At 69.6% G+C, this 20,534-nt stretch carries 21 protein-coding genes; 5 read left to right on the top strand and 16 right to left on the bottom strand.

Going from position 1 to position 20,534, the window contains the following annotated elements:
* Positions 1–120: 120 nt before the first annotated feature.
* Together rpsO and Q5696_RS08475 are read right to left on the bottom strand one after the other, a co-directional pair.
* Positions 121–390, bottom strand: a complete 270-nt coding sequence (gene rpsO, locus Q5696_RS08480; RefSeq protein ID WP_131580313.1) for a 30S ribosomal protein S15 — start codon at positions 388–390, stop codon at positions 121–123.
* A gap of 130 nt (positions 391–520) precedes the next feature.
* On the bottom strand, positions 521–1,510 hold the full coding sequence (locus tag Q5696_RS08475) for a bifunctional riboflavin kinase/FAD synthetase (RefSeq protein WP_305094738.1): 990 nt from the start codon (positions 1,508–1,510) through the stop codon (positions 521–523).
* 95 nt (positions 1,511–1,605) lie between these two features.
* On the opposite strand from Q5696_RS08475, the gene Q5696_RS08470 reads away from it, so the two are divergent.
* Entirely contained in the window at positions 1,606–2,361 is a 756-nt protein-coding gene (locus Q5696_RS08470) for a metal-dependent transcriptional regulator (protein ID WP_305094737.1), read from the top strand.
* 47 nt (positions 2,362–2,408) lie between these two features.
* On the top strand, positions 2,409–2,762 hold the full coding sequence (locus Q5696_RS08465) for a hypothetical protein (protein ID WP_305095189.1): 354 nt from the start codon (positions 2,409–2,411) through the stop codon (positions 2,760–2,762).
* A gap of 6 nt (positions 2,763–2,768) precedes the next feature.
* Here Q5696_RS08465 and truB read toward each other — a convergent pair whose 3' ends face one another.
* The 11 genes from truB to rimP all read right to left on the bottom strand — a co-directional run bounded on the left by truB (position 2,769) and on the right by rimP (position 13,664).
* Positions 2,769–3,683 carry a tRNA pseudouridine(55) synthase TruB gene (truB, locus tag Q5696_RS08460; protein WP_305094736.1) on the bottom strand — a complete coding sequence of 305 codons (915 nt, stop codon included), beginning with the start codon at positions 3,681–3,683 and terminating at the stop codon, positions 2,769–2,771.
* Between the two features lie 25 nt (positions 3,684–3,708).
* Positions 3,709–4,371 (bottom strand): 4'-phosphopantetheinyl transferase Npt, encoded by a 663-nt coding sequence (gene npt, locus Q5696_RS08455; RefSeq protein WP_305094735.1) that lies wholly within the window; start codon positions 4,369–4,371, stop codon positions 3,709–3,711.
* 12 nt (positions 4,372–4,383) lie between these two features.
* Entirely contained in the window at positions 4,384–5,307 is a 924-nt protein-coding gene (locus tag Q5696_RS08450) for a metallophosphoesterase family protein (RefSeq protein ID WP_305094734.1), read from the bottom strand.
* A gap of 4 nt (positions 5,308–5,311) precedes the next feature.
* The gene (locus Q5696_RS08445) at positions 5,312–6,679 is read right to left on the bottom strand and encodes an MATE family efflux transporter (protein WP_370654881.1); all 1,368 of its coding nucleotides are present in this window, start codon (positions 6,677–6,679) and stop codon (positions 5,312–5,314) included.
* A gap of 1 nt (position 6,680) precedes the next feature.
* Complete coding sequence (locus Q5696_RS08440) at positions 6,681–7,682, bottom strand: DHH family phosphoesterase (protein ID WP_305094733.1); 1,002 nt, start codon at positions 7,680–7,682, stop codon at positions 6,681–6,683.
* Positions 7,683–7,702: 20 nt separating this feature from the next.
* Positions 7,703–8,161 carry a 30S ribosome-binding factor RbfA gene (gene rbfA / locus Q5696_RS08435; RefSeq protein WP_305094732.1) on the bottom strand — a complete coding sequence of 153 codons (459 nt, stop codon included), beginning with the start codon at positions 8,159–8,161 and terminating at the stop codon, positions 7,703–7,705.
* A 77-nt stretch (positions 8,162–8,238) separates the two neighbouring features.
* The gene (locus Q5696_RS08430; RefSeq protein WP_305095187.1) at positions 8,239–8,529 is read right to left on the bottom strand and encodes a DUF503 domain-containing protein; all 291 of its coding nucleotides are present in this window, start codon (positions 8,527–8,529) and stop codon (positions 8,239–8,241) included.
* Positions 8,530–8,632: 103 nt separating this feature from the next.
* Positions 8,633–11,545 (bottom strand): translation initiation factor IF-2, encoded by a 2,913-nt coding sequence (infB, locus tag Q5696_RS08425; protein WP_305094731.1) that lies wholly within the window; start codon positions 11,543–11,545, stop codon positions 8,633–8,635.
* A 94-nt stretch (positions 11,546–11,639) separates the two neighbouring features.
* On the bottom strand, positions 11,640–11,996 hold the full coding sequence (locus Q5696_RS08420; protein ID WP_305094730.1) for a YlxR family protein: 357 nt from the start codon (positions 11,994–11,996) through the stop codon (positions 11,640–11,642).
* A gap of 94 nt (positions 11,997–12,090) precedes the next feature.
* Entirely contained in the window at positions 12,091–13,092 is a 1,002-nt protein-coding gene (nusA, locus tag Q5696_RS08415; RefSeq protein WP_305094729.1) for a transcription termination factor NusA, read from the bottom strand.
* Positions 13,089–13,664 carry a ribosome maturation factor RimP gene (gene rimP / locus Q5696_RS08410; protein ID WP_305095186.1) on the bottom strand — a complete coding sequence of 192 codons (576 nt, stop codon included), beginning with the start codon at positions 13,662–13,664 and terminating at the stop codon, positions 13,089–13,091. Before rimP ends, nusA begins: the two co-directional genes overlap by 4 nt.
* A gap of 142 nt (positions 13,665–13,806) precedes the next feature.
* Here rimP and Q5696_RS08405 point away from each other — a divergent pair, with 142 nt between their 5' ends.
* The 3 genes from Q5696_RS08405 to Q5696_RS08395 all read left to right on the top strand — a co-directional run bounded on the left by Q5696_RS08405 (position 13,807) and on the right by Q5696_RS08395 (position 15,418).
* Positions 13,807–14,412, top strand: coding sequence for a hypothetical protein (locus Q5696_RS08405; RefSeq protein ID WP_305094728.1), 606 nt, complete (start codon positions 13,807–13,809; stop codon positions 14,410–14,412).
* Entirely contained in the window at positions 14,409–14,855 is a 447-nt protein-coding gene (locus tag Q5696_RS08400) for a ferritin-like domain-containing protein (RefSeq protein ID WP_305094727.1), read from the top strand. The genes Q5696_RS08405 and Q5696_RS08400 overlap by 4 nt, the downstream gene beginning before the upstream one ends.
* Before the next feature lie 74 nt (positions 14,856–14,929).
* On the top strand, positions 14,930–15,418 hold the full coding sequence (locus tag Q5696_RS08395; protein WP_305094726.1) for a nuclear transport factor 2 family protein: 489 nt from the start codon (positions 14,930–14,932) through the stop codon (positions 15,416–15,418).
* 94 nt (positions 15,419–15,512) lie between these two features.
* Here the strand turns inward: Q5696_RS08395 and nuoN are convergent, their stop codons facing one another.
* Genes nuoN through nuoL form a run of 3 tightly spaced genes read right to left on the bottom strand, consistent with a single transcriptional unit; the run spans position 15,513 to position 20,532 of the window.
* The gene (gene nuoN, locus Q5696_RS08390) at positions 15,513–17,063 is read right to left on the bottom strand and encodes an NADH-quinone oxidoreductase subunit NuoN (RefSeq protein WP_305094725.1); all 1,551 of its coding nucleotides are present in this window, start codon (positions 17,061–17,063) and stop codon (positions 15,513–15,515) included.
* The gene (locus Q5696_RS08385) at positions 17,060–18,637 is read right to left on the bottom strand and encodes an NADH-quinone oxidoreductase subunit M (RefSeq protein WP_305094724.1); all 1,578 of its coding nucleotides are present in this window, start codon (positions 18,635–18,637) and stop codon (positions 17,060–17,062) included. The genes nuoN and Q5696_RS08385 overlap by 4 nt, the downstream gene beginning before the upstream one ends.
* The gene (nuoL, locus tag Q5696_RS08380) at positions 18,637–20,532 is read right to left on the bottom strand and encodes an NADH-quinone oxidoreductase subunit L (RefSeq protein ID WP_305094723.1); all 1,896 of its coding nucleotides are present in this window, start codon (positions 20,530–20,532) and stop codon (positions 18,637–18,639) included. The genes Q5696_RS08385 and nuoL overlap by 1 nt, the downstream gene beginning before the upstream one ends.
* Between the last annotated feature and the right edge of the window lie 2 nt (positions 20,533–20,534).

Here is a 20,534-nt window from a genome sequence, read left to right as displayed (position 1 = left end):
GGCGCGGTCGGCGGGGTGGTACACAAGCACCGATAGCCAACGAGGCTCAGTCTAAGCAGTAACTCAGCAGGCCTCGCTGGCTATCGGTGAGGTCGGCGACGAACTCGCCGGGTACCCGTCTTATCGGCGCAGGCCGAGACGCTCGATGAGCGAGCGGTAACGGGCGATGTCGACCTTCTGGATGTACTTGAGCAGACGACGACGACGTCCGACCAGCAGCAGCAGGCCGCGGCGGGAGTGGTGGTCGTGCTTGTGCATCTTCAGGTGCTCGGTGAGATCGACGATGCGCTTGGTGAGCATGGCCACCTGCGCCTCCGGCGAACCGGTGTCGGTCTCGTGCAGTCCGTACTCGCCGAGGATCTGCTTCTTCTGCTCGGTGGTCAATGCCACTGGTGCACTCCTGTAACTGATGTCCGCGCGAAAGGAATCGGGGGCCGACTCACACCGGCCTCCGACGGACGCGGCCACCGCGGACCGCAGCACACGCCAACGGTCGACCTTACCAGAGGTGACGGCCCGGTCAGTTCGCGGGCGTCCCGGACTCCCCGGACGCCTCGTCCAGGATCTTGCGGGCCTTGTCTGCGTCGCGGCCCATCTCCTCGATGAGCGCCTCGACCGAGTCGAACTTCTCCATGCCTCGCACCCGGTCGACGAAGTCGACGGCGACGTGCTGTCCGTACAGGTCGGCGTCGTGGTCGAGCACGAACGCCTCGACGGTGCGGGTGCGACCGGAGAACGTCGGATTGGTGCCGACCGAGACCGCAGCCTTGTAGCGGTGTCCCGGCTCGAGCGAGCCCTCGACCGGGTCGGGGCCGAGGACGGTGAACCACGCCGCGTACACGCCGTCCGCCGGGATCGCCGAGTACATCGGCGACGACAGGTTCGCGGTCGGGAACCCGAGACCGCGGCCACGGCCGTCCCCGTGGACGACGACGCCTTCGACGCGGTGCGGACGGCCCAGCGCCTCTGCGGCCGCGGCGACGTCACCGGCGTCGACACACGATCGGATGTAGGTGGACGAGAACGTCACCGCGTGCTCGGCGAGCAGGTTGACGCCGTCGACGGCGAACCCGAACCGGGCACCCGTCTCCCGGAGCAGGTCGACGTTGCCGGCGGCCTTGCGGCCGAACGTGAAGTTCTCCCCCACCACCACCTCGGCGACGTGCAACCGTTCGACGAGGATCTCGTGGACGTACCGCTCGGGCGACAGCTTCATGAACTCGGGCGTGAACGGCATGACGCAGAAGACGTCGACGCCGAGCGCCTCGACCAACTCGGCCCGGCGCGGCAATGTCGTCAACTGGGCCGGATGCGTGCCCGGACGCACCACTTCCGCCGGATGCGGATCGAATGTCATGACGACACAGGGAATGCCACGCTCGCGTGCCGCATCGACGGCACGCGTGATCAATTGCGCGTGACCTCGGTGTACACCGTCGAAAACCCCGATCGTCAGGACGCAACGCCCCCAGTCCGCCGGCACATCGTCCAGACCTCGCCATCTCTGCACACGTGGCAGCCTAACGGCCGATCCGGAGACCGGTCACCTCCGGGGACGGCGGAGTTGATGTGTGTCGCCGGTGACGGTTGCCTAAGCTCGTCATCGTGGCCGCACAGAAGTCAGACGTGAATCCTCCCGGCGCCGCACCGCACCCGGAGGCCCTGTCCGCGGTGGCGCAGGACTACCTCAAGGTGATCTGGACGGTGCAGGAATGGTCCGGGGAGCGGGTGTCGACCAAACTGCTCTCCGAACGGATCGGGGTGTCGGCGTCCACCGTCTCCGAGGCGATCCGCAAGCTGGCCGATCAGGGGCTGGTCGATCATGTCCGGTACGGCGCGATCGCCCTCACCGATGCGGGCCGGGCCGCGGCCGTGTCGATGGTGCGCCGGCACCGGCTGATCGAGACGTTCCTCGTCGAGGAGCTCGGATACGGCTGGGACGAGGTGCACGACGAGGCGGAGATCCTCGAGCATGCCGTCTCGGATCTGATGATCGACCGGATCGCCGCGAAACTGGGCCATCCCGAACGGGATCCGCACGGCGACCCGATCCCGGCCGCGGACGGGTCGGTACCCACCCCGCCGGCCCGGCAGCTCAGCGACTTCGAGGACGGCGAGGCCGGCCGGGTCGCCCGCATCTCCGACGCCGATCCGGCGATGCTGCGCTACTTCGACTCGGTCGGTATCGCCCTCGACACCGACATCGCGGTCGTCGAACGACGGGACTACGCCGGCACCGTGTCGGTCCGTCTCGGAACCGGTTCCACCGCCGTCGATCTCGGCGATCCCGCGGCGCGCGCCATCTGGCTCGTGCAGGCTCGTGGTACGCAGTCCCCCACCGACGAAACGAGGGAGCCGTGATCCGACGCATCGCTGCCGGACTCGCCGCGGCCTGCGCCGCCGCGACGATGACGGTCACCGCAGCCGGTGTCGCGTCCGCCGACGAGTGGCCGACGCCGCCGTCCGAGCCGAGCGCGACCGGGCCGTACGACTACAGCAATTTCCTCACCCCGGCCGATCCGGACTACTGGAATCCGTTCGTGAGCCGCGACCGGTTGACGTCGCCGTACGGGACGAGCACCCGCATCTCGTGCTTCGCGTTCCACGGGGTGCTGCTGGACTGCTGGCAGGCCGACCTGGACGGCAATCCACACAAGCTCGTCCAGCTGCCCCTGAACTTCCCGGGCTCGCTCGGGGCGGGGCTGCCCGGCGGCGGTCCCGGCCACTTCGTGTACCCGGGGTTCGTGCCCGGTATCGGGTAGCGCCGGCTATTGCAGCGTCGCGGGCCGCACCACCATCACCGAACTCGCCCGCTTGCCTCGTTCCTGGACGAGGGCGATGGTGCGGCCGTCCGGGTCGATCGTCGCGTACACGCCGGGCACCCCGATCGGGTCGAGCCACCGGCCCTGGCTCAGTGATTCGGCCTCTGCGGCACTGATCTGCCGGTGCGGGAACGCCGTCTGTGCGGCCGCATCGATGTCGAGGCTCACGGCGGGCTCGTCGGCGAGCTGGGCGAGAGTGCGGGCGTGCTCGAGTGTGAACGGGCCGACGGCGGTGCGGCGCAGCACCGTCAGATGCCCGCCGACGCCGAGCGCGCCGCCGAGGTCACGGGCCAGGGCCCGGATGTAGGTGCCGGACGAGCAGTCCACCTCCACGTCGAGGTCCACGAACGTCCCGACGTTGCGGCGGGCCAGCACGTCGAAGCGGGACACCGTGACCGGGCGGGCGGCCAACTCGAAGTCGGCACCCTCGCGGACCAGCTTGTGGGCGCGCTGCCCGTCCACCTTGATGGCACTGACCCGCGTCGGCACCTGGTCGATGTCGCCGGTGAGCCGCGCGATCTCGACGGCGATCGCCGCGTCGTCGATGCCCGACGCGTCCGCCGTGGACACGGTCTCCCCCTCGGCGTCGTCGGTGGTGGTGGCCTGCCCGAGCCGGATCGTGGCGCTGTACGACTTGGTGGTCAGCGCCAGCAGGCCCAACAGTTTGGTGGCTCGCTCCACTCCGAGGATCAGCACCCCCGTCGCCATCGGATCGAGGGTGCCGGCATGCCCCACCTTGCGGGTGTTCAACAGCTTCCGACACCGGGAGACGACGTCGTGGCTGGTCATCCCCGCATCCTTGTCGACGATCAGCAGGCCGGCGCCGACGAGGCCGGAGGACGGTTTTTGAGACTTGGACACGTGGTCCGATTCTGCCAGCCCCGTGTCAGCGCACCGAGATCGCCGTCGCGATCAGCCCGTCCGAGACGAGCCAGCGGCCGTCGAAACCCGTGAGCGGGGCGCCACCGTCGGAGGTGCCGCCGGGTACGAGCAGGTCCGACCGGAAGGACCCGGTCGTGCCCCCGGAATCGGCCGTGAACGTGATGTGCGCGTCCTCGAACCCGAGCCACCGCCCGGTGAGCGGGAACCACGCCTTGTAGGTGGCCTCCTTGGCGCAGAACAGCAGCCGGTCCCAGTGCACGGGCGCGGACGCGGCCGTCGCCAACCATTCCCGCTCCTGCGGCAGGCTGACCGCGTCGAGGACACCGTCGGGCAGCGGGCCGTTGGGTTCGGCGTCGATCCCCACCGACCGCACCGCCATCGCGTAGCCGAGAACTGCGCCGCGGTAGCCGTCGCAGTGGGTGAGGCTGCCGACGATCCCCTTCGGCCAGACGGGAGACCCGCTCTCGCCGCGCAGGATCGGTCCGGGTTCCACTCCGAGCTGTGTCATCGCCTGCCGGGCGCAGTGCCGGGCGCTGGTGAACTCGCGGCGCCGCTTCTCGACGGCGCGGGCGATCAGCGCGGCCTCCTGCGGGTGCGGTTCGAGGCCCGGCGGGTCCTCGAACAGTTCCGCGGACACGACCCCGGCCGGAAGGATTCGTTCGATCATCCGTCTTCCTCGTCAGCGCTCGGCGCGCATCTTCTCGTATTCGGCTTCCTGCTCGGCGGTGACCGTGAAGTGCCCGCCGAACCTGTTGAGCGTGCCCGGCGGGTACGTCGGGGTCGGCAGGATCTGCCGCAGCAGCCGCTCCGGCAGCCCGCGACGCTGCCATTCCCGCGGGTAGCCGAGCGACACCTCCTCGAAGCGGACCTCGTCGTACCACGTGGTGCGTGGAATGTGCAGGTGCCCGTACACGCAGCACGCCGCGTTGTAGCGGGTGTGCCAGTCCGCGGTCTCGGTGGTGCCGCACCACAGCGCGAACTCCGGGTAGTACAGCACCTCGGTGGGCTGCCGGACGAGCGGGAAGTGGTTGACCAGGATCGTCGGGGTCGACAGGTCCAGTGCGTCGAGCCTGGCACGGGTGTAGTCGAGCCGGGCCCGGCACCATGCATCGCGGGTCGCGTACGGCTCCGGTGACAGCAGGAACTCGTCGGTCGCGACGACGTTGCGCTCCCGCGCGATCCGCAGGCCGTCCTCCTTGCCGGTCGCCCCGGCCGGCAGGAACGAGTAGTCGTACAGCAGGAACATCGGCACGATCGTGGCCGGCCCGCCGTCACCGTCCCACACCGGATACGGGTCCTCCGGGGTGAGGACTCCGATCTCGCGGCACATCGCGACGAGATAGTCGTAGCGGGCCCGGCCGTGCATCTGCACGGGATCCTTCGCGGTGGTCCACAGTTCGTGGTTGCCGGGTACCCAGATCACCTGCGCGAACCGGCTCTTCAACAGGGTGAGCGCCCACCGGATGTCGTCGGTCTTCTCCGAGACGTCGCCCGCGACGATCAGCCAGTCGTCGGGTGACTCCGGGAAGATCTCCTCGACGATCGGCCGGTTCCCCCGGTGCCCGACGTGCGTGTCACTGACCGCCCACAACGTGGCTGCCACACTCTCACCCCTTCTCGTTGCCGGTCTGCAGATCCGCGCCGGCGATCGCCCACCGGCCGGACGCCGTGCGCCACAGCACTGCGACCATCCTCAGCACCATGAACACGGTAAGCCCCGTCCAGATTCCGGCGAGCCCCCAGTCCCACGCCAGCGAGCACCACACGAGCGGCAGGAATCCGACCAGCGCACAGCCCAGGGTCGCGGTCCGCAGGAACGCCGCGTCACCCGCTCCGAGCAGGACACCGTCGAGGGCGAACACGATCCCGGCGACGGGCATGATCCCGACGAAGAACCACCACGCGATCGACGTCTGGTCGAGCACCACGGCGTCGCCGGTGAACAGGGCCGGCACCAGTGCGTGCCCGGCCGCGAACGCGAGCGCGAGCACCGTCGCGAACACCGCCGACCAGCGCGTCAGACGCCACGCCAACCGGTTCGCGCCGCGGACCTGCCCCCGCCCGAGGGCGGCACCGACCAGGGTCTGAGCGGCGATCGCGAGCGAGTCGAGGGTGAGCGCCACGAAGTTCCACAACTGCAGCACCACCTGGTGGGCCGCGACGGACGCCGCCCCGAAGCGGGATGCGACAGCGGCCGCCGACAGGAAACACGCCTGGAACGCGAGGCTGCGCAGGATCAGGTCGCGGCCGAGGACCAGTTGTGCGCGTACGACGGCCGGGCGGGGACGCAACGGCACCCCCGTGCGCACCAGGGCCGCGACGAACAGCAGCGCCGACGTCGCCTGCCCGGCGACGTTCGCGACCGCCGACCCGACGAGTTCCCAGCGCGGTGCACCGGCCACTCCGTGCACGAGCAGGATGCACAGCACCGCGGACACGACCTGGCCGACGAGCACGAACCACAGCGGTCGCATCGTGTTCTGGACGCCGCGCATCCACCCGTTGCCGGCCATCGCGACGAGGATCAGGGGCGCCCCGAACACGGCGATCCGCAGCCACCGCTCGGCCTCGGTGGCGATGTCCCCGCCGCCGGCGATGACGGTGGTGATCGGGCCGGCGAGCAGTTGCACCGCCGCGACGAGGACGACGCCGATCCCGAACGCCAGCCACGTCGCCTGCACGCCCTCCCCGACGGCGTCGCGCTCACGGCCCGCACCGAACATGCGGGACGCCCGCGCCGTGGTGCCGTACGACAGGAACGTCAGCTGGGTGCTGACCTGAGCGAGGATCAGGCCGCCGACCGCGAGACCGGCGAGCGCGAGGGCACCGAGATGCCCCACGATCGCGATGTCGAGGAGCAGATAGAGGGGTTCGGCGGCGAGGACGCCGAGCGCGGGCAGCGCGAGACCGAGGATGCGGCGGGGACCGGCGGTGTCGTCGGAGCCGACCGGTTCCCGGGTGGCGGTGTCCGTCACCTCAATCGAGTGCCTCACGCAGTTGCGCGACGACGGCCTCGACCGGGCCGGCTGTGGTGTAGCCGGCCGCGAACCGGTGTCCGCCCCCGCCGAGGGTGGTGGCGACGGCGGCGACGTCGACGGAGTTCTTGGACCGCAACGACACCGACCACGACTGCGGTGCCGTCTCCTTGAACACCGCGGCCACCTCCGCTTCGGCGGTGGTCCGCACGATATCGATGACGCTCTCGATCTCCTCGGCCCCGAGCCCGGCGGAGTCCGTGCAACGGATCACCGCGTGCACGAGGCCACGGCCGGCGGCGGCGTCCGGTACGAGGACGGCGGTGCTCAGGACCGAGCCGAGCATCGGCAGCCAGCCGAACGGGTGGGTGTCGAGGAGCCGGCGGCTGATCGCGCCGCCGTCGATGCCGGTGGCGAGCAGTCGCTCGGCGAGCGTGTGGGTACCGGCCTGCCCCCACCGGAACGATCCGGTGTCGGTGACGAGCCCCGCGTACAGACAGTGCGCCAGATCGGCGTCGATCGGCACCCCCCACACGTCGAACAGTTGTGTCAGAACCGCGGTGGTCGATTCGGCGGTGTCGTCGACGAGATTGAACGTCCCGAACCGGGTGTTCGATCGATGATGGTCGATGACCAGGGACCGGCGGGCGCCGCCGAGTCGCGAGGCGAGCGAGCCGAGCCGGCCGGCGCTGCCGCAGTCGACCGCGACCAGCAGGTCCACCTCGGTGGCCACCTCGGTGGCCGCGACCAGCAGGTCGGTGCCCGGCAGGTCCCGCATCGACACCGGCAGTTCGGCGGGCGCCGCGAACGCCACCTGGACGGGAATCCCCTTGCGGCGCAGTGCAGTTCCGAGCGCGAGGCCGCTGCCGACGGTGTCGGCGTCGGGTTGGACGTGGCACAGCACCGTCACCGACGTCGCGCTGCCGAGCACGTCCACCGCGGCCTGCAAGGTCAGGTCACGGGAGGTAGGCGTCGGCGGGGCGACGTCGGGACAGTGGGTCATGATCGGCTCGGTCGTCCCGGTCAGGCGTCGTCGCCGTCGTCGGCTGCCGACCGCGGTTCCTTGTACGGATCCGCGTCACCGGCCGGCTCGGCGTTCTCCCGCGCCCGTGCCACCGCGTCGTCCGCGGCCCGTGCCCGGGCGAGGAGTTCCTCCATGTGCCGGGCGGTGTCGGGCACCGTGTCCGCGACGAACGTCAGCGTCGGAGTGAAGCGGACACCGGTACCGGCCCCCACCTTGGTGCGGAGCACACCCTTGGCCTTCTCGAGGCCTGCGGCGGCGCCGGCGAGGTCCGGCTCCGAATCGAGGTCGGTGCCCATGACCGTGTAGTAGACGGTGGCGTCGTGCAGGTCGGCGGTCACCTTGGCGTCGGTGATCGTCACGTGCGCCAGACGCGGATCCTTGATCTCGTGGTCGATCGCCGTCGCGACGATCGTGCTGATGCGCTTGGCGAGTCTGCGTGCGCGTGCAGGATCTGCCATGGCAATCAGTCTCCTCTCCCGAAGAATATGTGCAGCAAAAGAATATGTCCGATGAATATGTCCGATGTCGGCCCGGGTCAGTCCTCGGGACCGAAGGTTCGCCGTCGCACCGCGAGTAGTTGCAGTTCCGGCCGCCCCGCGACGTGCCGCTCGCACTGATCGAGCACCTCGTGGACGTGGCCGGCCGTGGAGCTGGCGACGGCGACGCCGAGCAGGGTCCGCCGGTAGCGGTCGTGTTCGCCGGTCTCGGCCGCCGAGACGCCGTATCGTCGCAGTTCGGCCAACACGGGGCGCACCAGTGATCTCTTCTCTTTCAGGGACCGGACGTCCCCGAACAAGATGTCCATCTCCAGTGCGCCGACGTACACCGAATCTCCCTCCGACACGAACCCTGCCGAAACCGGTACAGCCGGGTGATCCCTCCCCGGCGACCGAAGTCGCCGGGGAGGGATCACCCGAGCCGTGTCCGGACTAGTCGCGCGGCTTCTCGCGAAGCTCGTACGCCTCGATCACGTCACCGACCTTGATGTCGTTGTACGTAACCGTCAGACCACACTCGAAGCCCTCGCGGACCTCGGTCGCGTCGTCCTTCTCGCGCTTGAGCGAGGAGATCGTCATGGTCTCCGCGATCACCGCATTGTCGCGGATGAGGCGAGCCTTCGCGTTGCGGCGGACGATGCCCGACGTGACCATGCAACCTGCGATGTTTCCGACCTTCGAGGAACGGAACATCGCACGGATCTCCGCCTGGCCGAGGGTGACTTCCTCGTAGACAGGCTTGAGCATGCCCTTGAGTGCCTTCTCCACCTCGTCGATCGCCTGGTAGATGATCGAGTAGTAGCGAATGTCGACACCTTCGCGGTTCGCCAGCTCCGTCGCCTTGCCTTCGGCACGGACGTTGAAGCCGATGATGATCGCGTTGGACGCGGACGCCAGGTTGACGTTGGTCTCGGTGATGCCACCGACACCGCGGTCGATCACACGCAGCTGCACCTCGTCGTCGACCTCGATCCCCATGAGGGCCTCTTCCAGCGCCTCGACGGTGCCGGAGTTGTCGCCCTTGAGGATGAGGTTGAGCTCGTTGTGTTCCTTGAGCGCGGCATCCAGATCTTCCAGGCTGATGCGCTTGCGGCTGCGTGCTGCGAGCGCGTTGCGCTTGCGGGCGTTGCGCCGGTCCGCGATCTGCCGGGCGATCCGGTCCTCGTCGACGACGAGCAGGTTGTCGCCTGCACCGGGCACCGACGTGAAGCCGACCACCTGGACCGGACGCGACGGCAGCGCCTCGAGGACGTCGTCGCCGTGCTCGTCGACCATGCGACGGACACGACCGTAGGCGTCGCCGGCGACGATGGAGTCGCCGACCCGCAGCGTGCCGCGCTGGATGAGCACGGTCGCCACGGGGCCGCGGCCGCGGTCGAGGTGCGCCTCGATCGCGACACCCTGGGCGTCCATGTCCGGGTTGGCCCGCAGGTCCAGCGACGCATCCGCCGTCAGCAGCACAGCCTCGAGCAGCTGGTCGATGTTGGTGCCCTGCTTGGCGGAGATGTCGACGAACATGGTGTCGCCGCCGTACTCCTCGGCCACCAGTCCGTACTCGGTCAGCTGGCCTCGGATCTTCGCCGGGTCCGCGGCTTCCTTGTCGATCTTGTTGACCGCGACCACGATCGGCACGTCGGCCGCCTGGGCGTGGTTGATCGCCTCGACCGTCTGCGGCATGACACCGTCGTCGGCCGCGACCACGAGGATCGCGATGTCCGTCGCCTTGGCACCGCGGGCACGCATGGCGGTGAACGCCTCGTGACCCGGGGTGTCGATGAAGGTGACGAGACGCTCGACACCGTCCAGCTCGGTCAGCACCTGGTAGGCGCCGATGTGCTGGGTGATGCCACCGGCCTCCGCCTCGCGGACGTTCTCCTTGCGGATCGTGTCGAGCAGGCGGGTCTTGCCGTGGTCGACGTGACCCATGACGGTGACCACCGGCGGACGCGACGCGAGGTCCTCTTCGCCGCCGAGGTCCTCGCCGTAGGTGAGGTCGAACGACTCGAGCAGCTCGCGGTCCTCGTCCTCCGGGCTGACGACCTGGATGACGTAGTTCATCTCGCCGCCGAGCAGCTCGAGGGTCTCGTCGTTCACCGACTGCGTGGCCGTGACCATTTCGCCGAGGTTGAACAGCGCCTGGACCAGTGCTGCCGGGTTCGCGTCGATCTTCTCCGCGAAGTCGGACAGGGACGCGCCGCGGGCGAGACGGATGGTCTCACCGTTGCCGCGCGGCAACCGCACGCCACCGACGGCGGGCGCCTGCATCGAATCGTATTCTTGACGCTTCTGCCGCTTCGACTTGCGACCGCGACGCGGTGCACCACCGGGACGACCGAACGCGCCCGCGGTGCCACCGCGGCCACGTCCACCGCCACCGCCGCCACCGGGACGACCACGGAAGCCGCCGGGAGCGCCGCCGGTTCCGGGAGCGCCGGCGCCGGGGGCACCGCCACCGCGGTAACCGCCGCCACCACCACCGGGACGACCGCCCGGTGCGCCGGGGCGGCCCGGACGGGCTCCGCCGGGTGCCGGACGTGCCGCACGCTGCGGCATCGCACCCGGGTTCGGGCGCGGGGGCATCGAGCCGGGACTCGGACGCGGTCCACCCTGGCCGGGGGCCGGGCGGGGACCGCCGGGACCGGCTGCGGGACGCGGTGCGCCGGGAGCACCCGGACGCGGAGCGCCACCCTGCGGGCCCGGACGCGGGGCACCCGGACGCGGGGCACCCGGACGGGGTGCGCCCGGACGGGGTGCGCCCGGACGGGGTGCACCCGGCGCCGGACGCGGCGCGGGATGCTCGGCCGGGGCCGACGAATACGGGTTGTTGCCGACACGCGGCGGCTTCGGGCCGGGACGCGGACCGCCCGGCTTCGGGGCCGGTGCGGCGGGTGCGGCCGGAGCCTGCGCCGCCGGGGCCTGCGGGGCCGGCTTGGGGGCCGGGCCCGGACGCGGGCCGGGAGTGGCCGGACGACTCGGGGCGGCCGGAGCCGACTGAGCCGCCGGGGTCGCGGGGGCTTCCGCAGCCGGAGCTTCCGCAGCCGGGGTCACGGGAGCTGCCGGTGCGGGCTTGGGACCGGGGCGCGGAGCACCCGGCTTGGGCGCGGGGCCGGGCTTGGCGGTCGTACGCGGCGCGTCCGAAGAGGCACCTGCCGCACCTTCGGGCTTGCCGGCGGCCTGCGGCTTCGCAGCACCGAACGATTCCCTCACACGGCGCGCGACGGGCGCCTCCACAGTCGACGACGCCGACTTGACGAACTCGCCCTGCTCCTTGAGCCGTGCGAGAAGTTCCTTACTTGTGACACCGAGTTCTTTCGCCAACTCGTGCACGCGGGCTTTGCCTGCCACTGCTCTCCTCTACTGAGAGGTCGAGCGAGCGACTGGGCCCGCACGACCTCGGTTATCTCCGATGGACGTTCATCGCTGGTGCTTCACGGTGTGCTCATGAGTGCTTGTGCCTGTTCTCTGAGGTATTGCTCGTCGTTCCCGATGACTCGGCCGCTTCGATGAACCGGTCGAGTTCCGAGGAATCCAGACTTCCGGACACCCGCAGGGCTCTACCGAATGCTCGGCGCCGGCCTGCCTCGTTCAGACACTTCAGGTCGTGGTGCAACCAGGCACCGCGGCCGGGGAGGCGTCGCGCGGGATCGGGCACGAGCACGAATCCGTCGGATCCGGTCTGTCGTGCCACCACCCTGAGGAGGTCGGCGGCCAGCCCTCGCTGCCTGCATCCGACGCATGTTCGAACCGGTTCACCAGCTCGGGCACGCGTCGCTACCGACAGTTCACGCTGAACCATCGAACACTCTACCGCTGTATTGCTGTGATCTCCGCATTCTGCTCCCAACCACCCTCGTTTCGCGGCCGACCCGTTACTCCGAGCCACCCCGCTACTACTCCGCGTCGACGGCAGCGTCACTGCGGATGTCGATCCGCCAGCCGGTCAACCGTGCAGCCAGACGCGCGTTTTGACCTTCCTTGCCGATCGCCAGCGACAGCTGGTAATCGGGTACGACGACCCGGGCGGCACGCGCATCGGGATCGACGACAGTGACGGACACCACTTTCGACGGAGACAGTGCATTGCCGACGAATTTCGCCGGATCCTCGTCAAAGTCGATGATGTCGATCTTCTCTCCGGCGAGTTCACTCATCACGTTGCGGACCCGCTGCCCCATCGGCCCGATGCACGCACCCTTCGCGTTGAGTCCCTGCACACGCGAATCGACGGCGATCTTCGAACGGTGACCGGCCTCACGGGCCACGGCCACGATGTCGACGGAGCCGTCGGCGATCTCCGGCACCTCGAGTGCGAACAGTTTGCGGACGAGGTTCGGATGCGTACGTGACAGCGTGATCTGCGGGCCCCGGGGTCCGCGGGAGACGCCGACGACGTAGCACTTGATGCGGTCGCCGTGTTCGTAGGTTTCGCCGGGCACCTGCTCGGCCGGCGGGATCAGACCCTCGGCACCGTGCGCCTCGCTACCGATCCGCACGACGACCATGCCGCGCGCGTTCGCGCGGGTGTCGCGCTGGATGACGCCGCCGACGATCTCACCCTCGTGGGTGGCGAATTCACCGAAGCTGCGCTCGTTCTCGGCGTCCCGCAGTCGTTGCAGGATGACCTGACGGGCGGTGGTCGCCGCGATACGCCCGAATCCCTCGGGGGTGTCGTCCCATTCCTCGCCGACCCGGTTGCCGTCGGCGTCGACGTCGTGCGCCATCACCCGCACGACACCGGTCTTGGTGTCGACGTCGATCCGGGCGTGCGAGCTGTGACCGTCGGTGTGTCGGTAGGCGGTGAGCAGGGCCGTTTCGATGGCCTCGATGATCGTGCCGGCGGAAATGCCCTTGTCCGCCTCGATCGCGCGCAGCGCTGCGATGTCGATATTCACTTGTCGAACCCCTCTACTTCTTCGTTCACGTCGTCCGACGCGTCCGCGTCGGCAGGCGCGACCCGACCCTCCGGGACGCCCCCGGCGAGATCGAGCTCTCTCGCGTCGGGACGCGAGAACTCCACCTGTACAACAGCTTTCTTGACATCCTGCAGTTCCACCCGGCGGACGGCGAACTCGCGCCCGTCCTTGACCACCAGGTCGACGACGCCGTCGTCGAGCCGACCGATCCGCGCGGTCACCGATTCGCCGTCGAGGTCGACGAGGGCCTTGCGACCCTGCGCGCGACGCCAGTGCCGTTCGGCGGTGAGCGGACGGTCGATGCCGGGTGAGGTCACCTCGAGCGTGTACGGCGTCTCACCGAAGTCGTTCGTCGCATCGAAGATTTCGGCGATCACGTGGCTGAGCCGCGCGACCTCGTCGAGTTCGAGCCCGGCGTCGCTGTCGAGCATGACGCGGACGAGGCTGTGCTTGCCCGCGGCCGTGACGACCACGTCCTCGAGGTCGTAGCCCTCGCGCTCGACGGGATCGGCGAGAAGCTCGATCACCCGTTCCTTCGACGGCACCGGCATCTGGGACGCTCCTCGCGTGAAGGTGTGGTCGCGGCCGCCGAACGGCGACACGTCGCCGGCGCAGCACGCTGATCCGCGCAGCACTCGACGCACCACGGGGTGGACTGTGGAGGTATCAGGGTATCGCGGTTTCGGAGTGCGGGTGACCATCGCGCCCGTGACCGTGCCCACCGACCGGGCGGCACCCCGTGGTGACCTGCTCGGTGCCGGAGAACGATCATGGTCCTGGCACCATGATCGGGTGCGCACGCTCCCCCGTTCCCCTCAGCTGTCCCGCCGCGCGGCACTGCGCGCCGCGGGTGGCGTCGTCCTCGGCGCGTCGGTTCTCGTCGCGGCCACCGGCTGCTCGGATTCCGGATCCTCGGATACTTCCGCGGAGGTGGAAGCGCTGACGGCCCAGGCCGAGCGGGCACGCCGGGACGCGGCGAATGCGTCTGCCGCGATCGCCGCCGCCCCGGACCGGGCTGCCGCACTCACCGTGATCGCCGCCGAGCGGACCGCGCATGCGGACGCGCTCGACGCCGAGATCGCCCGGGCGGGTGGGTCGATGTCGTCGGTGACCTCGGATACCGCGGCGACCTCGGCAGTGGTACCGGTACCGCCGTCCGTCGACCTGTTGCGAACCGATCTGGCCGAGTCTCAGAAGGAGTCGGCGTCCCTCGCCCGCACCCAGTCCGGTTACCGCGCCGGTCTGCTCGGATCGATCAGTGCGGCGTGCGCCGTACAGCAGGCGGTGTTGCTGCCGTGAGCAATCAGAGCCTCGGACCCGAACAGCGGGCGCTCGTCGACGCCCTGACCGCCGAGTACGCCGCCGTGTTCGCGTACGGCGTCGTCGCGGCGTTCTCCAATCCGGCGCGCACCGGCCAGGTCGCCGCGGACACCGCCGCACACCGGGCGCGCCGGGACGCCACGATCGACACCCTGACCGCCGCCGGCGTCGACGTGCCGCAACCGGAACCCGGTTACGCACTACCGTTCCCGGTCACCGATCCGATCTCGGCGGCCCGCCTGGCCGCGCAGGTGGAAACCGACACCGCGACCGCGTGGCGGTCGGTGATCGAACGTGCCCAGTCCGACGCCGTCCGTGACACCGGCATCGTGGCACTCACCGAATCCGCTGTGCGCGCCGCGAACTGGCACGTAGTACTCGGCGACCAGCCGGCCACGACCGCGTTCCCGGGTCAGCCGTAGACGCTGCGTTCCGGTGCACCTCTCTGGTAGTGGTTACTACCAAAAAGGTGCACAGCACCCGGAGAGGAGCTTTCGTGACGGAACGCACCATCGAACAGCGCATCGCCGATCTCGAGCGGATCGAGGCGATCAAGAATCTGAAGCACCGCTATCTGCGGGCGTGTGATGCGAAGGATCCGGAGACGTTCCGGGCGTGCTTCGTCGATCGGGGTGCCCGGATCGACTACGGCCCGCTCGGGCAGTTCGACGACGCCGACCCGATCGCGGAGATCTTCCGCAGCATCGCGCTGCAGAAGGTGGACGGCCGGCACGTGATCCTGGACATGCATCACGCGTTCCATCCGGAGATCACGCTGCACGGTGACGAGTCCGCATCGGGTAAGTGGACGCTCGCGTTCCGTCAGGTCAATCTGGTCGAGGGCACCGAGACCGTTCGTTCCATCGAGTACGCCGACGAGTACGTGGTGGAGAACGGTGAGTGGAAGATGTCGGCGTGTGCATCGCACACGTTGTGGTCGATGACGCGTCCGCTGGGCGAGGGCACCGTCGTCACCGAGGGCTGAGCCCTCACATCGTCACCGAGGGCTGAGCCCTCACGAACGGGCGGTTGTCCGAGGAACGGCCGGGAGCGCCGTCGGACGACCGCCCGTTCGGCGTTCACAGCAGGAAGTCGGCGGCCCGGTTCGCGAGGTCGAGGACGGGTTGCGGGGCGACACCGAGGGCGACGGTGACGACGGCGCTGATGCCGACGACGGCGACGGTGGGGGCGCTGAGGACGACGACGGGCGGGGACGTCGTCGGGGGGACGGCGAAGAACATGAGCACGATGACGCGGATGTAGAAGATCGCGGCGATGGCGCTGGCGACGACGCCGACGATCACGAGTGGCACTGCCCCACCGGAGGCGGCGGCCTGGAAGACCGCGAACTTGCCGACGAATCCGCTGGTGAGCGGGATACCGGCGAACGACAGCAGCAGCAGGCCGAACACGGTGGCGACGAACGGGGAGGTGCGGCCGAGTCCGGCCCATCGGTCGAGGGCGCCGACTTCGGTGCCGTCGGCGTCGCGGACGAGGGTGAGGACGGCGAAGGCGCCGACGCTGCTGATGCCGTAGGCGAGCAGATAGAACAGGGTGGCTGCGACGCCGGCGTCGGTGCCGGCGATCACCCCGGTGAGGATGAAGCCGGCGTGCGCCACCGACGAGTAGGCGAGCATGCGTTTGACGTCGGACTGGGTGATCGCGAGGACCGATGCGAGAACCATCGTGAGGATCGCGACCGTCCACAGCACGGGTCGCCAGTCGTCGCGCAGTCCGGGGACGGCGACGGTGAAGATCCGCAGTGCCGCACCGAATGCGGCGATCTTGGTGGCGGACGCCATGAACGCGGTGATCGGCGTGGGGGCGCCCTGGTAGACGTCGGGGATCCACGAATGGAAAGGCACCGCACCGACTTTGAAGAGCAGGCCCACGGCAACCAGTGCCAGGCCGAGTTGGGCGAGCAGGATGTCTCCGCTGCCGTCCTCGATCGCTGCCCGGATGCCGGGGATCGAGACGGTGCCCGCGTAGCCGTACAGCATGGCGATGCCGAACAGGAAGAACGCCGACGAGAAGGCGCCCAGCAGAAAGTATTTGAGTGCCGCCTCCTGGGACAGCAGCCGGCGTCGGCGGGCCAGCCCGCACAGCAGGTACAGCGGCAGCGACAGCACTTCGAGCGCGACGAACATGGTGAGCATGTCGTTCGCGGCCGGGAACAGCAGCATGCCGCCGACCGCGAACAGCACGAGCGGGTACACCTCGGTCTGGGTCACGCCGGTGGCGGTGGCCTCTCTTTCGGCGACGCCACCGGGGGTCGTGGACGCGCGGGCCGCGAATGCGTCTGCCGGGACGGTGACGGCGCCGGCGTCCGCCCGGTCCAGGCCGCGGTCCGCGCACAGCGCGATCGACAGGACGGAGACCAGCAGGATCGTGGCCTGCAGGAACAGGGTGGGGCCGTCGATTGCGACGGATCCGACGGCGACGACCTGCCGAACACCCCACAGGGCGCCGACGGCGACGAGGGCGGCGGCGAGTCCGCCGTACGCGAGGGCCACCTGGATCCGGTACCGGGACCGAGCGGGGGCGAACGCCTCGACGAGGACACCGGCGACGGCGACCGCGAACACGATGAGCATCGGTGCGAGCCGGCCGTATTCGATACTGGGGGTCATCGCGCGCCTCCGTCCGCGTCGGTGGTCGTGGGTGCCGGGTCGACCGCACCGATCGTGGTGAGGGTCGTCGTGACGGCGGGGGTGACGATGTCGAGAAGCGGTTTGGGGTAGACGCCGATGCCGATCAGCAGTGCGAGCAGCGGTGCGACGACGAGTAGTTCGCGCCGGCGCAGGTCGTGGACGCGTTCGGTGCCGGCGGTGACGGGTCCGCCCATCATCCGCTGGTAGAGCCACAGGATGTAGAGGGCGGCGAGGACGATCGCGACGGTCGCGATCACCGCGGCGGCCGGGTAGCGGGTGAACGTGCCGACGAGGACGAGGAATTCGCTGACGAACGGTGCCAGGCCCGGCAGCGACAGGGTGGCCATGCCCGCGACGAGGAACGTCCCGGCCAGCAGCGGGGCGACCGTCTGGACACCGCCGTAGTCGGCGATGACCCGGCTGCCGCGCCGGGTGACGAGGAATCCGGCGACGAGCATCAGTGCGGCAGTGGAGATTCCGTGGGCGACCATGTAGAGCACCCCACCGCTCTGTCCCTGGCTGGTCATCGCGAACAGGCCCAGCACGATGAACCCGAAGTGCGAGATCGACGTGTACGCGATGAGCCGCATGACGTCGGTCTGTCCGATCGCGAGCAGTGCGCCGTATACGACGCTGATCACCGCGAGTGTGACGAGCAGGGGCGCGAATGTGCGGGCGGCGTCGGGGAACAGGGTCAGGGTGTAGCGGAGCATCGCGAACGTGCCGACCTTGTCGACGACGGCCATCATGAGGACCGCGCTCACGGGGGTGGTGCGGGCGGCGGCGTCGGGCAGCCAGCTGTGCAGCGGCCACAGCGGCGCCTTGACCGCGAACGCGAACATGAATCCGAGGAACAGCGCGTTCGTGACCGGCGCGGACATCACCAGATCGCCGGAGGACACGGCCGTCACGATCGCCCGCAGGTCGAACGTTCCCGCCGAGAAGGGGCTGTCGGCGCCCGCGGTCACGGCGTACAGGCCGATCACGGCCGCGAGCATGATCAGTCCACCGAACAGGTTGTACAGCAGGAACTTCACGGCGGCCCGTGCCCGCTGCGGGCCGGGTTCCCCGAAGCCGCCGAGCAGGAAGTACATCGGGATCAGCATGGCTTCGAAGACGATGTAGAACAGCAGGATGTCGAGCGACAGGAACGACATCAGCACCAGCGACTCGACGACGAGGATCAGGGCGGCGTACATGTGGACGGCGCGGGGGCGAGGATCGTCGGACGCCACGTCCCGCCAACCGGCCAGCAGCAGCAGCGGTACCAGGACGGTGGTGAGCAGAACCAGGGCGAGACCGATCCCGTCGAGCCCGAGTTCGTAGCGGGTGCCGAACGCCGTTATCCAGGAACGGGATTCGACGAACTGGTAGTGCTCGCCGCCGGGGTCGAAGCCGATCGCGAGCCCCACGGACACCGCGAACGTGCCGGCTGCGGCGACGAGGGCGACGATCCGGGCGGCCTGCCGTTCGTGGGCGGGGAGCAGCATGACGAGGACCGCGCCGACCGCCGGGAGCAGCCACAGCGTCGTCAACCAGGGGAAACCGGTCATCACATCCTCCCCACCAGCAGGGCCGCGACGACGCAGGCGGCGCCGGCGAACATGTACAGCGCGTACGAGCGCACGAATCCGGTCTGCAGGCGTCGCAGTGCCGTCGACGCTGCCCCGATCAGAGCGGGGACGGCCCGGACCACGCCGTCGATGCCGCGGTCGTCGACCACCGTCAGGCCCGCGACCAGCTGCTGTCCGGGCCGCATGAGCACGGCCTCGTCGAATGCGTCACCGTACAGGTCGTGGCGGGCGGCGACGGTGAGTCCCGAGACGTCCTGCGGCGCCGAGGCCGGGACGGGCCGGGTGCCGTAGGTCCGCCACGCGACACCGATGCCGACGATCACGACGGCGAGGGTGGCGACGCTGACCGTCCACGCCGGGACCGGCAGGTCGTGATGCTCGGTGCCGGAACCGAATTCGGTCCACACCGGGGCGAGCCAGCGGTCGAGTGCGCCGCCGAGGGCGAGCAGGCCACCGGCGGCGACCGAACCGAGGGCGAGCAGGATCATGGGAATCGTCATCACCGGGGGCGCCTCGTGCGGTTCGGTGGCCGGATCGAAGCGGGGCTCGCCGAGGAACGTCAGCACCATCACCCGTGTCATGTAGAACGCGGTGATTCCCGCGCCGAGCAGTGCGACGCTGCCGAGCACCACGGCGCCGACACCACCGGAGCCGAATGCGGCCTCGATCACCTTGTCCTTCGCGAAGAACCCCGAGAACGGGGGGATCCCGATGATCGCGAGATAGCCGAATCCGAACGTGGCGAACGTGATCGGCATGAGGGTGCGCAGTCCGCCGTAGCGTCGCATGTCGGTTTCCTCGCCGGTCGCGTGCATCACCGCGCCGGCGCCGAGGAACAGGCCGGCCTTGAAGAAGCCGTGCGCGAGCAGCAGCATGATCGCGAACGTGTATCCGGCGGGGCCGAGTCCGGCGGCGAGCACCATGTAGCCGATCTGGCTCATCGTCGATGCTGCGAGCGCCTTCTTGATGTCGTCCTTCGCGCAGCCGATGATCGCGCCGAACAGCAGGGTCACCGCGCCGACCGTCACGACCGCGGCCTGCGCGCCCGGCGCGGCCTCGAAGATCGGGCCGGAGCGCACGATCAGGTACACGCCTGCGGTGACCATCGTCGCGGCGTGGATGAGTGCGGACACCGGGGTGGGGCCCTCCATCGCGTCACCGAGCCACGACTGCAGCGGCACCTGCGCCGACTTGGCGCACGCCGCGAGCAGCAGCGCCAGCCCCATCCAGGTCAGCGTGGCCTCCCCCGCCTGCGGGGCCGCGGTGAACACGTCCGTGAACGACACCGACCCGAACGTCGCGAACATGATCATGATGGCGACGATCAGGCCCATGTCGCCGACCCGGTTGACGACGAACGCCTTCTTCGCGGCGGTCGCGGCGGTCGGCTTGTGCTGCCAGAACCCGATCAGCAGGTACGACGCGAGCCCGACGCCTTCCCAGCCGACGTAGAGGACCACGAAGTTGCCGGCGAGGACGAGGAGCAACATCGCGGCGAGGAACAGGTTGAGGTAGGCGAAAAATCGGCGGCGGCCGGTGTCTTCTCGCATGTAGCCGACCGAGTAGATGTGGATGAGCGACCCGACCCCGGTGACGAGCAGCGCGAAGCACAGCGACAGCGGATCGAGTCGCAGGGCCGCGTCGACCTGCAGTCCCGCGACCGGCAGGTACGAGAACAGGGTCTGCGTCGCGACGCGGTCGGCGGCGTCGGCGCCGAGGAAGTCGATCAGCAGACCTACCGCGACCGCGAACGACGCGAGCGCGGCGGCGCACCCGAGGAGATGCCCCCACCGGTCGCTGCGGCGTCCGGCGAGCAGGAGGAACACCGCGCCGGCGAGCGGCAGTGCCGGCAGGAGCCAGATCGTCTCACGCATCG

The organism is Prescottella sp. R16, from assembly GCF_030656875.1.
Taxonomy (GTDB): domain Bacteria; phylum Actinomycetota; class Actinomycetes; order Mycobacteriales; family Mycobacteriaceae; genus Prescottella.
Note: the sequence above shows the minus strand (reverse complement) of the source record. Positions and strands in the feature narration are given on the sequence as shown.

Excerpts from the sequence above, each read along its gene's own strand:
- rimP (WP_305095186.1), bottom strand. The coding sequence starts at position 13,664 with ATGCCGGTGCCGTCGAAGGAACGGGTGATCGAGCTTCTCGCCGATCCC.
- Q5696_RS08385 (WP_305094724.1), bottom strand. The coding sequence starts at position 18,637 with ATGACCGGTTTCCCCTGGTTGACGACGCTGTGGCTGCTCCCGGCGGTC.
- npt (WP_305094735.1), bottom strand. The coding sequence starts at position 4,371 with ATGATCGAACGAATCCTTCCGGCCGGGGTCGTGTCCGCGGAACTGTTC.
- Q5696_RS08440 (WP_305094733.1), bottom strand. The coding sequence starts at position 7,682 with ATGACCCACTGTCCCGACGTCGCCCCGCCGACGCCTACCTCCCGTGAC.
- Q5696_RS08420 (WP_305094730.1), bottom strand. The coding sequence starts at position 11,996 with ATGGTTCAGCGTGAACTGTCGGTAGCGACGCGTGCCCGAGCTGGTGAA.
- Q5696_RS08465 (WP_305095189.1), top strand. The coding sequence starts at position 2,409 with ATGACGGTCACCGCAGCCGGTGTCGCGTCCGCCGACGAGTGGCCGACG.
- nuoN (WP_305094725.1), bottom strand. The coding sequence starts at position 17,063 with ATGACCCCCAGTATCGAATACGGCCGGCTCGCACCGATGCTCATCGTG.
- nuoL (WP_305094723.1), bottom strand. The coding sequence starts at position 20,532 with ATGCGTGAGACGATCTGGCTCCTGCCGGCACTGCCGCTCGCCGGCGCG.
- rbfA (WP_305094732.1), bottom strand. The coding sequence starts at position 8,161 with ATGGCAGATCCTGCACGCGCACGCAGACTCGCCAAGCGCATCAGCACG.